This is a genomic window from Catenulispora pinisilvae (assembly GCF_015356865.1).
Lineage (GTDB): Bacteria > Actinomycetota > Actinomycetes > Streptomycetales > Catenulisporaceae > Catenulispora > Catenulispora pinisilvae.
The window spans coordinates 19,373-34,531 of record NZ_JAAFZA010000062.1 but is presented as its reverse complement, the minus strand read 5'-3'; the positions used below and the strand labels follow the sequence as shown (position 1 = coordinate 34,531).

Genomic DNA, 15,159 nt, shown 5'->3' with positions numbered 1-15,159 from the left:
CTACCGCAGCCTCCCGTGCCTCAGGCAACCCGACACCCACGCCGAAACAGCACATAGCAAGTAGTCATGTCAAGCAAGGATCGGTAACACCGCACGCCACGATGACAGGGGCGAACCCACCCACGTTTCAGTCCACTACCTTCCCCGGGATCGGCCAGCACCTACCGTCCTACCCCCAGACCGGCACCGCCGGCACGATCACAGTCAGCGCGACCGCCCCGACCACACCGATCGATCATTTCCTGTGGGTGCTCAACGCCACCGCCAACAACGCCGACGCCGGAAACTGCACCACCCTCACCAACGTCGCCTGCGGCACTGCCGCAGCGACCGGCGGCTTGAACGCCACCGCGACGATCAACCTCGCCGCGGGAACCAGCGACGGCGAACGCTGGGGCACCAACACTCTCTACGCGGCCGCCGTCGACAGCGCCGGCATCGCCTCACCGTTCGCCCGCTACGACTTCTTCCTGGCGCAGGCATTCACACCGACGTCCTTCGGCAACGTCACCGGCGACGGCATCCCCAACCTGATGAGCGTCGACGCCGGCGGCAACCTGGTCGTCTACCCGGCCAATCTGGACCCGGCAGGCTCCGTCAACGCGATCCAAGCCGCCACGGCCGCAGCTGCCCCCAACGGCAAAAGCTGGGCCAGCGCCCTGTTCACGCACCGCGGCTCCGAACGCGTCCAGCCAACCGACGACCTATTCGCCTGGGACGCCGACAGTCACGGCAACGGGAACCTCTACTACTACCTCAACGCACAAATCGCCTCCGCGACCACCCAGCCCGGCTACCGGCCCCCGCTGACCCCCGACCAATTCAGCCAAACCCACAGGGTCACGGTCACCCGACCGACCTGCACTCCCTCAATACAAAATGGCCTGTGCGCCGGTTACGACACGACATGGAGCAGCGTCAAGCAAACCATCGCGCTCGGCCCAGCCAACGGCGGCTGCACCATCACCACCCCCACCAACGCATGCAAAACCAGCCTGATCACTGTCGAAAAGGACGGAACCGACGCCACCCGCGTCTGGCTGTTCTCCCCCGCCAGCAACGGACAACTCCGAAACCCAATCCTGCTGTCCACCTCCACCCCAGACTGGGACTGGTCCACCGTCCAAGTCATCGCACCAGGCAACGCCACCGGACACCCCGGCGGCGCCGGCGGACTGCCCGACCTGTGGGCCAAGGCCCCCGACGGCACACTGTGGCAATTCACCAACCACTCCGACACCGCAACCTTAGGCTCCGGACTCGCAGACCTCGCCACCCGCCAGCAACTCGGCTCCAACGGCGAATTCGGCCACTACACCTGGATCTCGTCAGCCGGCGACCTCAACGGCGACGGCCACCCAGACCTGTGGGCCATGACCCCCGACGGCCAAATCACCGTAATCAACGGACCGATCGGCACCACCCTCGGAGCCCAAACCCTGACCACCGCCACCGCCACCGGCTGGACCAACACCTCCAACACCAGCAGGCTGCAAAACCAAGCCGCCAACGGCATCGCCGGACAGGTCGTCTCCGGCATCATCGGCGGCCGCAGCGGACAACGCTGCATCGACGATCTCCAAGGATCGCTCACCCCGGCAACCGCGGTCATCGACCTGTGGGACTGCAATGCCACCTGGCCCCAACAATGGTCCTTCGCCGCAGACGGCACCATCCAACTGATGGGCTCCTCACCGGCCACCCCACCCAACCTGTGCCTGGACACCGGCGGCCAACTGGTACAGGGCGCGAAGATCACCCTGAACACCTGCGGCGGCGCCACTGACGGCTTCCAGGTCTGGCGCCTCCTACCCTCTCCGTCCACCGCCGGCAAATATTGGTTCTACAACCCAGCATCAGGGCTCTGCATGGAGGACACTCAAGCATCCACAACCAATGGCAACCCGCTGCAACTCAACCAGTGCCTGGACAACGCTGCACAACAATGGTCTCTACCCACCGGAGCCAATGAAAACCAAACCGCAGAAGCCGAATCAATGTCTGGCACGGCGGAAAACGGCACCATGCAAATCCAAACCAACTGCTGCGGCATCAACTGGTCCAACGGGGCGCAAGAATTCTTCACCAGTACCGTCAGCGACGCGTCCCTGACATTCAACTACTACGTTGCCAACACAGGCGACTACCAGGTCGCTCCAATCTTGACCATGGCCCCGGACTACGGTCAATTCGAGCTTGTGATGGACGGCCAACAACTGGGACGCGAATTCGATAGTTTCCAGCCATCCGGTGTATCCACCAAGGTCGTCAAACTCGGAGCCTTCGAGCTGGCTGCCGGGCCCCACACGTTCAAGTTCCATGTCAACGGCACAAACGCCGCCTCAACCGGCAACCGATACAACCTCGGTGTTGACACGCTCAACCTCATCCCGACCACTGGCTTGGGCCCGACCGCGGGACTCAGCTTGAGCCCGACCAGCGGTGACACACCCTTGATCACTACCGCAGACGCCTCATCTTCCTACCAAGGTGGCGGCAGGCTCACCAGCTACACCTTCGACTTCGGCGACGGAACCGCCGCCGTCACATCGGCCACCCCGACCGCCACTCACGTCTACGGAACCGCCGGCACCTACAGCGTGAAAGCCACTGCTATCGACAACGGAAACGCCCCAGGCAGCACAACGACGCTAATTACGCTCACCGGCGGCCCCACTGGATGGTGGAAGCTAGCAGACGGCGCCGGCAGCACCGCCGCCGACTCCAGCCTGCCCGGCAACCACCCAGCCACACTGTCAACATCCGGTGTGTCATGGGGAACCGGCGGCTACGCCACCTTCGCAGGAACCGGCGGAACCATCACCACCACCGGACCCGTCGTCGACACCACCAAATCCTTCACCGTAGCCGCGTGGGTCAACGCCGCATCCCTCGGAACCGGCACCCAAACCATAACGTTCCAACAGGCCGGAACAGCCGCCGGCTTCTACCTGGAATACAACGGCTCCACCTGGCAGTTCGCCCGCGCTCTCACCGACACGACGAACCCAACCGTCGCTCACATCGCCGCCAGCTCACCAGCGACCGCAGGAGTCTGGGCTCACCTGATCGGCACCTACGACGGATCCACCGGCACCATGTCCTTCTACCTCAACGGACAACTCGCCGGCACCGCGACCGACACCACGCCGATCGCCTCAACCGGTCCCCTGGCCATAGGACGCGGCTTCTACAATGGCAGCGCCAACAACTTCTTCGACGGCTCGATCGCCGACGTCCGCGTCTACCCGGAAGCCATCGATAGCGACCTGGCGGCCGGGATCTACCAGAACACCGGCTTCGCCAAACCCCAACTGCCCGGCGTCGCCGGCCCTGTAATCTCCGCCAACACCACCACCGGCAATCCCAGCCGCCAGGTGTGCCTAGACGACCGGGACGGGAGCCTGACCCGCGACACCACCGTCGATATCAACGACTGCAACGGCTCCTGGACCGAAGCCTGGCAGTTCTACCCCGACCACACGATCCACATCATAGGATCCAACCCCGCCACACCACCGTACCCAGCCATGTGCCTGGACACCGGCGGCCTCAACACACAAGGCTCGGAAGTCTCGCTCGACGACTGCGAAACTGGAAATGCCAATCAGGTGTGGAACATCGTTCCTTCAACCACCGCACCAGGATACGTCTCGCTGCAGAACCCGGGCACCAGTATGTGCCTCGACAACACCGCAGGCAGCACCACCGACACCAACCCGTTCCAGCTCTACCAGTGCCTGGACAACACCGACCAGCACTTCCTGCTACCCAGCGCACCCGGCCAGAACCAGAGTGTCGAAGCCGAATCCCTGGGAGGCACCGCAACCAACGGAGTACTGTCCGTCCAAACCAACTGCTGCAATGTGAACTGGTCCAACGGCGCGCAGCAGTGGTTCAACAGCACCACCAACGGCTCCTCGTTCACCCTGAACTATTACGTCGCGAACGCAGGCAGATACCGAGTCACCCCAGTTCTCACAACCACACCCGACTACGGCATCTTCCAGCTCAGCATCGACGGAACCAACTTCGGCTCGACCTTCGACGGATACAGCAGCGCAGTGGCCACCAAGACGTTCGACTTCGGCTCGACACTCAATCTCGCCGCCGGCATGCACAGCTTCACATTCACGATGACCGGCACGAACAGCGCATCCAACGGTAACCGCTACGGCGCCGGCATCGACACCCTCGTCCTACAACCCACCGCGTACTGACCCCCAGGCACGGGCGCAACGGCCGAACCAGCCCTACTGGGTCACGACACGCTGACTCCGCAGGCTGGCTCGGTCCGCTTCAACGGGAGTTCGACACGGCTCAGGCGCGATGCGGGTAGCCAAATCCGTCGCCCACAACCTTGACGTGAAGCCCGACATCCACGAGCCATCCCGCCACGCACTTGCCCGACGCCGATCCCCGGTTCTGCCACCAGCAGACTCCGTTCAAGCCTCACTTAATCCGCGGGTTCGGGGTTCAAGTCCCTGGCAGGATTCGAACCTGCGATCACCGGACTAGAAGCGCCGAGGTTGCCAAGGCTCGGACTGTCATCTTGTGCCGTTCTAGTCCGGTCAGGGCTGATCTGTCCGTATTCAATGGATCGCCCCTGTCATCAAGTGTCAACCTGTGACGTTTTCGTTCAGCGCCGACCCTGGACCGGCCCTGGACCATACGGCGCTGTCCTAGCGCTGCGCTCGGCACCGAAACGTGTCTTGCGGTTCGACGCTGGCGACGAACGTGCCGTCGAGCAATGACGGCAGTGCCCGACTGGCTATTGGCCGGGTATCCTATCTCCCATCATGGAACACGACGAAGAGGCCGAGTTCCGGCGCATGGAGGCTACGGCGCAGATCGAACGCGCTGAGGAGCTGATCGTGCAGTACGAGACCGGCATCGCGTTCTACCGCAAGTACATCGACTATCGACAGCGGCTCATCGGGCACATCGCTGGCCGCTTGGGCGAGCCAGAACCGGAGGAGGGGGACGCATGACGCTGGATGAGCTGGATGCCGAATTGAGCCGTATGAAGGCCCATAACGCTCATTTGAAGACCTCCACTGTCGCCGAGTTGGAGGCCGAGCTACGAGCTGCGACCGACCCGGCCATGCGCCGTTTCCTGGTGGGCCAGCTGGAGGCGGTCAAGGCAATCAACATCCCGACGGGCTCAAGCGCCTGAGTGAACTCCCCGTCCGATTCGTGACGTGGCCTGTGTCTTGGACATGAACCCCCACCGGTTGCTTCCGTACGGCTGGTGTGAGGGAGCGGAGGCTCCCAAAGGGAAGACAAAGCTAGACCGGACGCCGCTAGCTCCTCTGCCGCTCATCCGACGAGGCGAGGCTATAGCGTTGTTCTTCCCCGTGTTGGTGGAGAACGGCGCAGGTACCCCCGCCTCGACTCACGTGCTTTTGGAGATGGACCAGAACGGCGGGATTGCTGATGATCCCCGGCCCGGTCTACCGCTGTACTCGCCACCCATGCCGTGCTTGATCCGCTTTACCGACGACGCCGACAACCACTGGGAGCTGACTGACGAAATACGCCTGAAGCCGATCGACGACCGCTCTGACTGGTAGTGCCCGAGCAGGCCTGCTTCGCGCCGCGCCTGCCAAGCTGGCTCACGCGAACAGGGGCCTGGCTACTCGGTGCATGCGAATGAGCACCAACTGTCGGTAGTACCCGGCATGATGAGCCGGGTGGCGGATTATGACCTGAGGAGCTTCGACCCTCGCTCGTTTGAACACCTGAGTCAGGCACTCGCGATCGAGATCTTCGGGCCCGGAGTCGAGGTCTACGGCGACGGACCCGGACGGCGGTCGCGAAGCCGCCTTCCGCGGTCGCATGAACTATCCGACCCGCGACGAGGGGAACCAGTGGGAGGGCTACGCCGTCCTCCAGGCCAAGTTCCGTGCACGCCCAGAGGGCACGGGCAAGGACGCCGACTGGCTCATGCAGGAGATCAAGAAGGACCTGCGAGGCTGGGCCAAGCGGGGCGCCACGGCCGGACTGCCGGACTATATGGTTTTCGCGACGAACGTGGTGCTGTCGCCTGTGGCGAGCACCGGTGGCATCGATCGGGTGACCACTGAGATTGCCACGCTGGTCAGTGAGTTGAACTTGCCACTGAAGGATTGGAGCGTCTGGCACTACGACCAGATCTGCCGATACCTGGACGTCTACCAAGGCGTACGCCAGCCCTACCAGACCTTCATCACACCGGGAGAAGTCCTCGCCAAGCTTCATGCCGCAGTGGAGGCCGCCGGTCAGCCAGCTCTGCCGCGGGAGCTCCGTCCGCTCATCAGTGACCGTCAGCACCCGGAAAGGATCGACGAAGCCGCAGCGTCAGGATCCGTCGGGGCACCATTCGGACGCCTACCTCAGACCATCTGCGGACGAGATCGAGAGCTCAATCTGCTTGCCGCGGATCTGCATAGGCAGCCATCCAAGGTGCGTGTACTCACAGGGATGGGCGGCGTAGGCAAGAGCGCCCTCGCCCTTGCTCACGCCGCGTCAGTCCGAGACGACGGCTGTGATGTCATGTGGGTCGATGCGTCCTCGCAGATTCGTATCAACGAGGCGATGTGGCAAGTAGCGCTGATAGCTGGCGCGCCACGCGATACGGTGAGCGATCATTGGCGGATTCCCGGACGCAGCGCCGCCGACCTGGCCTGGCAGTACCTTGCCGCGCTGGACCGAAGATGGCTCCTCGTCTTCGACGACGCAGACGATCTGGACGCGCTGACATGTGCAGAGTCTGTGCTACCGGACGGCACAGGCTGGGTGCGTCCACCTACAGGAGCGGGGGTCGGCGTGATCGTGACCACCCGCGATCACAACGTCGCAGCATGGGGAAGCCAGATCGCGGAGACACTCGAGCTGCGCACGCTGGAACGCCCCGATGCCGCGACGGTCTTGCTGGGACTCGCTCACCACGCCGGGGGACGTGCCGCGGCCGAAGAACTCGGAATGCTGTTGGGAGGCTTGCCTCTTCCGCTCCATCTCGCCGGCAACTACCTGTCGGGAAGCAGCACCGATCCTCTCGCCTGTGCCGGAACGTTCAACGAGTACGGGCAGCTTCTCCAACAGGCGCCACTGGTGCTCGACGAGGCATTCGCCGACGTCAGTGGAGGCCGGCAACACGGGGACGCTGTAGCTCGACGTACGGTCGCCCGAACATTCGGACTCTCTGTTGACCTGTTGCGGCGTCAGGGAACATCCACATACGCTGACGGTCTGGCACAACCTAGGGTTCGTGATTGAACATCTAGACAGGTTCAAAGAAGCCGAGCATATATACCGCAAAGTAATTGCCATGCGTATGCGCGTCTTGGGGCCTGCTCATAGCGAGACGCTCGTAGCGCAACACAACCTATCGAACTGCCTGCGAGGCCAGGAGCGGCCGGCAAAGGCCGCATCGATCATGCGCGAGGTCGTTGCCGGCAGAACAGAGACGTTCGGTGCGAGCAGTGACGAAGTCATCAGGACACGTCACGAGCTCGCCTGCGCACTCGCCCACTCAAAGCAGTACCCTGAGGCAGCAGACGAGCTACGAGCGACCATGGCAGTGGCCCGGATAGCCCTGCCGTCAGGCCACCAAACTCGCAAGACCATCAGCAGAACCCTTAGCAAGATCCTTCCGCGGGCGAATGGTCTCAAATAGTCCGCGGCGTCGGTGCGTCCGTTCTGGCCGCTGAACCTCCCCCGGACGTAGGTGCGGTGCTCGGTAGACGCGGGCCGGGTCTTCGGACGCAACCTCCAAGGGCACGTATCGGACGACCCCGCATATCTCATGCGGGCGATTGAGACAGGCAACGCGGTAGCCGCAGTAATGCCGCTCTCGGTCACACCGCCGCCTTGGAACCGCCGCTACGTGTACGAACCCACGACAGGGCTCAAGTTCCGACGCCGTTGCGGCCGCGAAACCACCGGCGCCTGAGCGGCAATGGGGATGGCGCTCACCCGGAGCATTCGATTCGGCGTCGACACCGACTCCGCCAGGTATCCGCCGCAACTCGGCGACGTGCCATCCAGCCCGTCCGAACCTACTGTGGTGATCATCGATGGGTGGCGCGGCAAAGGAGGACGGGCAGATGCAGGCCCACGAGACCGGCGACCCCTACTTCGGCCCGATCCGCCTGACCCGAACGGAAGATCGGGCCGAAACGCGGGTCACCGCCGACGACACCACTGCGGTTCTCCAACGCGCCGGCAAGGCCGACACCCACTGAGTACGCGCTGATCGGCACCCGCAAGCAAGGGCGTCTGCTGCTGACCGTCGCCGGCACGCCGGTGAATCTGCGTCCGGCCCGGGGCTGGTTCCGCCGCCGTTCCTGGCGTGCCGAGGTGGCCTGGCAGAGCCGGGGCTACACCCTCGTGCCGGTAGATGCCACCGACAGCGAATGGTGCGTGGGCCAGGCCGCCTTGGGCCGGCTCATGCACCTGGACGGCGAAGTCACCGCCGAATGGACCGCCGCGGTCCGCGCCGATCAAGCCGCGCTGGCCTACGTACTCGCCATGGGGTTCGACACCGGCCACGAACGCCCTGGGCCGACCTGCTGCCCTGGTGAGACTGCGGCCCGCCGCGCACTCGCCGACCGGAGCTCCCGCTGCGCGGACGCCAGCAGGACCGCGATGTTGCCCCTGATGCTGGATAGCCAGTCTGCCATAGCCCCCGGAAGGCAGTGGCAGGACTATGCCAACGGCGCGCATAGTGTTCTACCACGGACACACCACCACGGATGAAACACCCACATAGATGAGGGTTCTTATCTGACAACCTGAACCGCAGATTGGACAGGTAGAGGCATACGCATACTGGCCAATCACCGGTCGGGTTCTCGACCATCGCGAGCCCGTGAAGACCTGGCCCGGAGCCATTCCCCCAGATTAATCAGGGTCCTTATCTAGCAAATCAGAGTGCGGACGATGTAGGTCTGGTCGGTGGTCGCGGTGTCGGGCATGCCTACCAGGATAGGCCTCGGGCGGTCGGGGAAGGGCGCTCCCTAAGCGGGCAGCCTCGGCCTTCCCGCACTCCAGGCCGAAGGGTCCCCGCCCCGGCGTTGCCGACGTCCACTGGACACCTGTTCTCGTCAGGCTGACGACATTGGAGTTCCCAACGGCCTTCGCCGCTTAAGCCGTACGCCCAAGGCCGGGGTCAGATCGGCGGTCCCGGCTGTACCTTCGCAATGGTCGGCGACACTCTGTACGGCCCGGCCCCGACCGCAGCATGGTCATGCGGTTCACCTGAAACGGCTGTTCGAGATCGGCGGGGCGGCCGACACTATCAAGGCGGGCGATCGACTTCGGCAGCGTGATCTCCGATAGGTCGCCCGCCACGGTGCGCACAGCCACCGCATCCATGCACCGTTACAACAGGAGGCAAGACAGGTTATGCATCTAGGAGTCTTGAAACGTCATCGCGGTATACGTACCGCGCTCGGCGCACTCACAGCGGTACTCGCCATGACAGCGGCGGGGACGGATGCCGAGGCCTCGGCGGCACCGAAGACACCGGCCACACCGCATGCAGCCGCTGCGCTTCAACAAGGCGCCGACTGGGTCACCGCGGGCGCCTTCACCAAGATTTACGATCCCAGCGTCGGTTCGCAGCAGTGGTACATCAACGACCACACCTTCGTCCAGGACTCCAGCGGCGAGTGGCACTTGTTCGGCATCACCCACGCCGAACCGGGCGATCCGGAGCACGAGACAGAGTTCGCCCACGCCACCGCACCGGACCTGCACGGGCCGTGGACCAAGCAAGCGCCCGCACTGACGGTTGACACCACGCCTCCTTATAACGAAACGCACCTGTGGGCTCCCCACGTCATCCACGTCGGCGACACGTATTACATGTATTACTGCGGCGGCGGCCCGGACAACACGAACTCGGAGATCAACCTCGCCACCTCGAAGGATCTCGTCACCTGGACCCGTTTGCCGTCCGGCCCGCTATTCACCGACGGCTACGACGCCCGGGATCCGATGGTCGCGCGCGTCGGCTCGCAGTGGGTCATGTACTACGACGCGACCAGCACGCCGGCCGGCGGCAACCATGTCGTCGCCTACCGGACCAGCACTGACCTGATCCACTGGAGCGACCGCGCCATCGCGTACACCGACCCGACGACCGGCACCGGTGCCGGGCCCACCGAGTCGCCGTTCGTGTACCAACACGATGGCATGTGGTACCTGTTCATCGGACCACGCGGCGACTACGCGGGCACCGACGTGTTCGCCAGCACCGATCCGCTGCACTTCGATCTGGCCGACCAGGTCGGGCACATCGCCGCGCACGCTGCCGAAGTGGTGCCGGACAACGCGGGCAACCTGTGGGTGAGCTCAGCGGGCTGGGGCGCGGGCGGCGTCTATCTCGCGCCGCTGACCTTTCGCAACGAGCCCGCGACCGGATCGAACCTGTACGCGCTGGCGCAGGGCGGTACAGCGGTCGACAAGTGGGACGGCACGTCGTGGACAGCCATAGGCGGTCAGGCCGCGCATCTCTACGCCGGCGGCTACGGGGTCTTCGCCACTGACCCGAACACTGGGAACATCAACCGGTACAACGGGACACCGAACAACTGGAGCCCGGTGGGTGGACCGGGAGCCGAGTTCGCGGTGAACGCCGTGGGCCTGTACGGCCTCGCGCCCGATCACTCCCAAGTCGTGCAGTACACCGGAAGCGGCTGGATCCGGATCGGCGGTCCGGCGGCACACCTCTACGCGGGCGGCGCCGAACTGTTCGCCACTGACCCGAACACTGGGAACATCAACCGCTACAACGGCACACCGAACAACTGGAGCCAGGCGGGCGGACCCGGATCGGAGTTCGTCGTCAATGCGATCGGGCTGTTCGGGCTCGCGCCGGACCACTCCGCAGTCCGGCAGTGGGTCGGCTACGGGACGGGCTGGACCCAGATCGGCGGTCCGGCGGCGCACCTCTACGCAGGCGGCACCGACCTGTATGCGACCGACCCGAACACCGGGAACATCAACCACTACGACAACAGCGCCGGACTGTGGACACCCACCGGCGCCCCGGGTACTGCCTTCGCAGTCACCGACACAGATCTGTACGGCACAAACAGCACCGGAACGTTCGAGCTGAAAGGCGGCTCCTGGCCGCGGATCGGCCCGGCGGTCCAGGAGCTGGCCGGTGGGCGGTAATTCGGCGAATCAACATTAGGCGCACAGTGTGCGGCCCCCGCCCTTCCAATGCTGAAGGGCGGGTGCCGCCTAATGTCAGCGGCGCCGAGCGCTTACTACGACGGCTCTGAAAACCATCTCCCCGGTCCCCGAGCACATCAGCCCCCGGGAACCAAAGCCGCAGCGCCTCACGCAGGCCGCAACACCACCGGCAGCACCTGATGCCCGTTGGAGATCAAAGACTCCAGCGGACGCAGCTCCGCGTCCGTCGCGAAAGCGAGGTCCGGGAAGCGGGTGAACAGCGTGCGCAGTGCGATCTCGGCTTCCATGCGGGCCAGTTGCGCGCCGAGGCAGAAGTGCACGCCGTGGCCGAAGGCCAGGTGGTCCTTGAGGGATCTGGCCACGTCGAACTCGTCGGCGCTCTCGCCGTGCAGGTCCGGGTGGCGGCCGGCGGCTGCGTAGGAGGCCAGGATGGCTTCGCCCTGGCGGATCGTCACGCCGCCGGGTAGGTCCACGTCCTCGACCGCGTAGCGCAGCGGCAGGTTGGCCACCGGTGCCTCGAAGCGCAGGATCTCCTCGACCACGTCGCGCCAGCCGACTTGGCCCGCTTGCAGCTTCGCGCGCTGGTCGGGGCGGGTCAGGAGCAGGGTGATGCCCTGGTCGATCAGGTTGACGGTGGTCTCGTAGCCGGCTGAGACCACCAGGAGCAGGGTGTCGAGTAGTTCCTGTTCGGCCAGGGCCGAGCCGTCTCCTTCGTCGTCGCGGGTGGCGATCAGCAGGGACGTCATGTCGTCGCCCGGGTTCTCGCGCTTCTCGGCGACCAGGTCGGCCAGGACGCCGTACAGCTTCGTGGCGTTCTCGGTCGCCTCCTGCGCCGACTGGGTGGTGTCGAACACGGCGTCCACGAGGCCGCGGAAGGCCTTCTGCGCGCTGACCGGCAGGCCCATCAGGGAGCTGATGACCTGGATCGGCAGTGGGACGGCGAAGTTCTCGCGCAGGTCGACGCTCTGGCCGGCCGGGGTGGCCGCGACGGTGTCGAGCAGCTCGGCGGTGATCTCCTCGATCCGCGAGGTCATCGCGGCGACGCGGCGGGTCGAGAACGCCGGGCTGACCAGGCGGCGCAGCCTGCGGTGGTCGGCGCCGTAGGCGGTGAACATGTTGCTGACGCCGACCCACAGCGCCAGCGGCCACTTGCCGATGATCTCGTCGGGGAACTTCGGCCAGTGCTGGGCCGCGTCCTTGGACACCCGCGGATCGACCAGGAGCGCCTTGAGCACGCCCGGATCGGCGACCGCCCACACCTCCTGCCCCAGCAGATCGACGCGCACCGCGGGACCGTGAGCCCGCAGATACGCGTCCTCGGTGTGGCGGTTCCCGCCGGTCGGGTCGAGGGTGAAGACGTTCTGGTCCATGCGAGGGCCTTCCATGGCAAACGGGCATACGGCAGACAGGTATGAGATGACAGAGATTCAGCGCAGCGGAATAGGCGGCGACCCCGGGACGGTGACAGGCAGCGCGGCCAAAGCCCGTGCGAAGGGCCCAGGCCGCCAGACCAGCTGATCGGCGGGAACCGCGAGCTCCATCTCCGGCAGGGCGTCGAGAATCTGGTCGATGGCGGCCTGGGCGATCAGATACGCGGCCGGCTGCGCCGGACAAGCATGCGGCCCGATGCTCCACGCGAGATGAGCCCGGTTCCCGGTCCGCTGGTCCGAAGCGATCGCCGGATCGTTGTTGCACGCGGACATGCTGATCAGCACCGGTTGGTCGGCAGGCAGCCAGACCCCGTCGATCTGCACGGGGTAGGGGGGATAGGAGATCGCATAGTTGGCCATCGGCGGGTCCTGATACAACACCTCGTCCAGAGCGTCGCGGACAGCCAGGTTCCCGTCAAGCACGTCGCCGGAGAAACGCTCGTCGGTGAGGATCAGCAGGAGCGTGTTGGCGATCAGGTTCTGCTGGGGCTCGATCCCCGCCCCGTAGATACAAGCAAGCTGATGCACCATCTCGGTGACGTCCAGCCCCGACTCGTGTTGCAGCAGCCGGCTGGTGACGTCGTTCGCCGGATGCGCCTTCTTCAGCAACACCAGCTCGGCCAACGCCGCGGCCAGCATCGCGTTGCCGGCCTCGGCATCGATCCCCTCGAAGATCGAGGCCATCCCCTTCGCGACCCGCTCCCCGATCTCCGGCGGGCAGCCCAGCAGGGTATTGAGAACCTGGAACGCGAGCGGGAAGGCGTACTGGGTGATCAGGTCCGCCTCACCGGCCTGACACAGCTCGTTGATCAAGCCGATCGCCACGTCCTGCACCACCGTGCGCAGCCCGTGCAGGTCGACACCGCCGAGGCTGAACACGTTCGCGCCGCGGTACCGGGCGTGCTCCATCCCCGCGCTGCGCAAGGCGTTCGGCCGCCACTCCATCATCGGCCGGACCGGGTTGTCCGCGGCCAGGCCCGCCTCCCAACGGCGCGGATCGGCGGGGAAGCGTTCGGGGTCGTGCAGGATCTGGACCGCCGTGTGGTAGCCGATCACCAGCGTGGCGGGCACGTCCGGATCCAGCAGCACCGGCACCAGGGAGCCGTGCCGCCGCCGCATCTCCTCGTACGCGGCATGCGGGTCGGCGGCGAATTCCGGCGTATACATCGGGACCCGCGCCCTCGCGGCGGTCGCGGCGGCGGCGGTTGTCTGGGTGGTCACGCGAGCGTCTCCGGTCGGCTGGTGAGGTGTTCGACGAGCACGATCAGCGCCTTGGCGGACGAGGCCTGGTCACGGGCGTCGCAGACGGTCAGGGGGGTGGAGGGGGCCAGGTCCAGCGCCTGCCGGATCTCCTCCGAGGGGTAGCGGCGGGCGCCGTCGAACTCGTTGACCGCCACCGTGTAGGGCAGGCCGCGCTTCTCCACCGCGCTCAGGATCTCGTCGGAGTGGTCCAGCCGCCGGGTGTCGACCAGCACCAGGGCGCCGACCGCGCCGCGCGCGAGTTCGTCCCACATAGGCAGGAACCGCTGCTGCCCGGGGGTGCCGAACAGATACAGCGCCACTCCCCCGAACGTCCGGCGGCCGAAATCCATCGCCACGGTGGTCGAGGCCTTGCGCGGCAGCCCGGCCAGGTCGTCGACGCCGACGCTGGCCTCGGTGATCGGTTCCTCGGTGCGCAACGGCCGGATCTCCGAGACGCTGCCGACGAAGGTGGTCTTGCCGGCGCCGAAGTGTCCGGCGACGAGCAGCTTCACCGACCGGGTGACGGTGCCCGGCAGATACGCGACCTCAGACAAGTTGGCGGAGCCCACGAAGCACCTCTTTCAGCACATCGATGTCGGGGACGTCGGCGACCGGGGTGGGGACGGCGAGGTGCCCGGAGTCCATCAGGGCCGCCGCCAGAATCGTGACCACCGACGGCGGCAGGTCCAGGTGCGCGGCGATCTCCGCGATGGACAGGGCGCCGTGCCGGCTGCACACCCCGAGTACCCGGCGCTGTTCGGGGGCCAGCCCCTGGCCCGGGACGTCCTGGGCGACCAGCAGGGTCACCAGCCCCACGTCCCGGCTGGGCCGCAGGACGCCGCCGGTCACGACGTACGCGCGCACCAGGTCCGGATCGCGCCGCGGCCGGGTCATGGCCGGCGGGTCTGGCTGCTGAGCTCATTGCCGAGGCGCGAGGCCAGATCGTTCATCCGGTGGACGATCAGCCCGGCGTCCGCGGTGGGTTCGGCGCACACCCCCAGCATCGCGTTCTGCCCCGCGGCGGTGACCAGCACCAGCGCCTGGTCGTACTCGATCAGGTTCTGCCGCAGCCGGTTGTCCTCATCGCCGCACATCCCGGCCAGGGCCTTGCCCAGCGACTGGACCCCGCTGATCGCCGCGGCGAAGGCGTCCGCCGCGTCGCGGGTGATGGTCTCCGAATGCGCCATGCGCAGCCCGTCCCCGGAGATCAGGACCGAGTAGCGGACCCCTTCCAGGTCCAGGCTGCTGAGCATCCACGTCAACTTGTTGTTCCCGTCAGCCGGCGGGGCGGTGGTGCTCACGG

General features: G+C 65.8%; 14 protein-coding genes. 9 read left to right on the top strand and 5 right to left on the bottom strand.

The annotated features are described in order from the left end of the window. Window positions 1-101: 101 nt before the first annotated feature. The 9 genes from IZR01_RS19015 (at window position 102) to IZR01_RS18975 (ending at window position 11,163) form a co-directional block, all read left to right on the top strand. Window positions 102-4,220, top strand: coding sequence for a ricin-type beta-trefoil lectin domain protein (locus IZR01_RS19015; protein ID WP_194924603.1), 4,119 nt, complete (start codon window positions 102-104; stop codon window positions 4,218-4,220). 579 nt (window positions 4,221-4,799) lie between these two features. Next, window positions 4,800-4,991 carry a hypothetical protein gene (locus IZR01_RS19010; protein ID WP_194924602.1) on the top strand — a complete coding sequence of 64 codons (192 nt, stop codon included), beginning with the start codon at window positions 4,800-4,802 and terminating at the stop codon, window positions 4,989-4,991. Further along, on the top strand, window positions 4,988-5,176 hold the full coding sequence (locus IZR01_RS19005; protein ID WP_194924601.1) for a hypothetical protein: 189 nt from the start codon (window positions 4,988-4,990) through the stop codon (window positions 5,174-5,176). Before IZR01_RS19010 ends, IZR01_RS19005 begins: the two co-directional genes overlap by 4 nt. Window positions 5,177-5,345: 169 nt before the next feature. After that, window positions 5,346-5,573, top strand: coding sequence for a hypothetical protein (locus IZR01_RS19000; RefSeq protein WP_194924600.1), 228 nt, complete (start codon window positions 5,346-5,348; stop codon window positions 5,571-5,573). Window positions 5,574-5,838: 265 nt separating this feature from the next. Continuing rightward, complete coding sequence (locus IZR01_RS18995) at window positions 5,839-7,257, top strand: NB-ARC domain-containing protein (protein WP_194924599.1); 1,419 nt, start codon at window positions 5,839-5,841, stop codon at window positions 7,255-7,257. Then, entirely contained in the window at window positions 7,250-7,657 is a 408-nt protein-coding gene (locus tag IZR01_RS54295) for a tetratricopeptide repeat protein (protein ID WP_194924598.1), read from the top strand. The genes IZR01_RS18995 and IZR01_RS54295 overlap by 8 nt, the downstream gene beginning before the upstream one ends. A 430-nt stretch (window positions 7,658-8,087) precedes the next feature. Then, complete coding sequence (locus IZR01_RS18985; protein WP_194924597.1) at window positions 8,088-8,225, top strand: hypothetical protein; 138 nt, start codon at window positions 8,088-8,090, stop codon at window positions 8,223-8,225. Window positions 8,226-8,286: 61 nt separating this feature from the next. Further along, window positions 8,287-8,739 carry a hypothetical protein gene (locus IZR01_RS18980; protein WP_194924596.1) on the top strand — a complete coding sequence of 151 codons (453 nt, stop codon included), beginning with the start codon at window positions 8,287-8,289 and terminating at the stop codon, window positions 8,737-8,739. A 720-nt stretch (window positions 8,740-9,459) separates the two neighbouring features. After that, complete coding sequence (locus IZR01_RS18975; protein WP_194924595.1) at window positions 9,460-11,163, top strand: family 43 glycosylhydrolase; 1,704 nt, start codon at window positions 9,460-9,462, stop codon at window positions 11,161-11,163. Between the two features lie 167 nt (window positions 11,164-11,330). On the opposite strand, the gene IZR01_RS18970 is transcribed toward IZR01_RS18975, so the two are convergent. Genes IZR01_RS18970 through IZR01_RS18950 form a run of 5 tightly spaced genes read right to left on the bottom strand, consistent with a single transcriptional unit; the run spans window position 11,331 to window position 15,157 of the window. Continuing rightward, window positions 11,331-12,554 (bottom strand): cytochrome P450 family protein, encoded by a 1,224-nt coding sequence (locus IZR01_RS18970; RefSeq protein ID WP_194924594.1) that lies wholly within the window; start codon window positions 12,552-12,554, stop codon window positions 11,331-11,333. A gap of 57 nt (window positions 12,555-12,611) precedes the next feature. Beyond that, the gene (locus IZR01_RS18965; RefSeq protein ID WP_194924608.1) at window positions 12,612-13,781 is read right to left on the bottom strand and encodes a cytochrome P450 family protein; all 1,170 of its coding nucleotides are present in this window, start codon (window positions 13,779-13,781) and stop codon (window positions 12,612-12,614) included. Window positions 13,782-13,831: 50 nt separating this feature from the next. After that, on the bottom strand, window positions 13,832-14,425 hold the full coding sequence (locus IZR01_RS18960) for a GTP-binding protein (RefSeq protein WP_194924593.1): 594 nt from the start codon (window positions 14,423-14,425) through the stop codon (window positions 13,832-13,834). Then, window positions 14,403-14,750: a DUF742 domain-containing protein gene (locus IZR01_RS18955; protein WP_194924592.1), complete on the bottom strand. Its 348-nt coding sequence runs from the start codon at window positions 14,748-14,750 to the stop codon at window positions 14,403-14,405. The genes IZR01_RS18960 and IZR01_RS18955 overlap by 23 nt, the downstream gene beginning before the upstream one ends. Further along, window positions 14,747-15,157: a roadblock/LC7 domain-containing protein gene (locus IZR01_RS18950; RefSeq protein WP_194924591.1), complete on the bottom strand. Its 411-nt coding sequence runs from the start codon at window positions 15,155-15,157 to the stop codon at window positions 14,747-14,749. The genes IZR01_RS18955 and IZR01_RS18950 overlap by 4 nt, the downstream gene beginning before the upstream one ends. Between the last annotated feature and the right edge of the window lie 2 nt (window positions 15,158-15,159).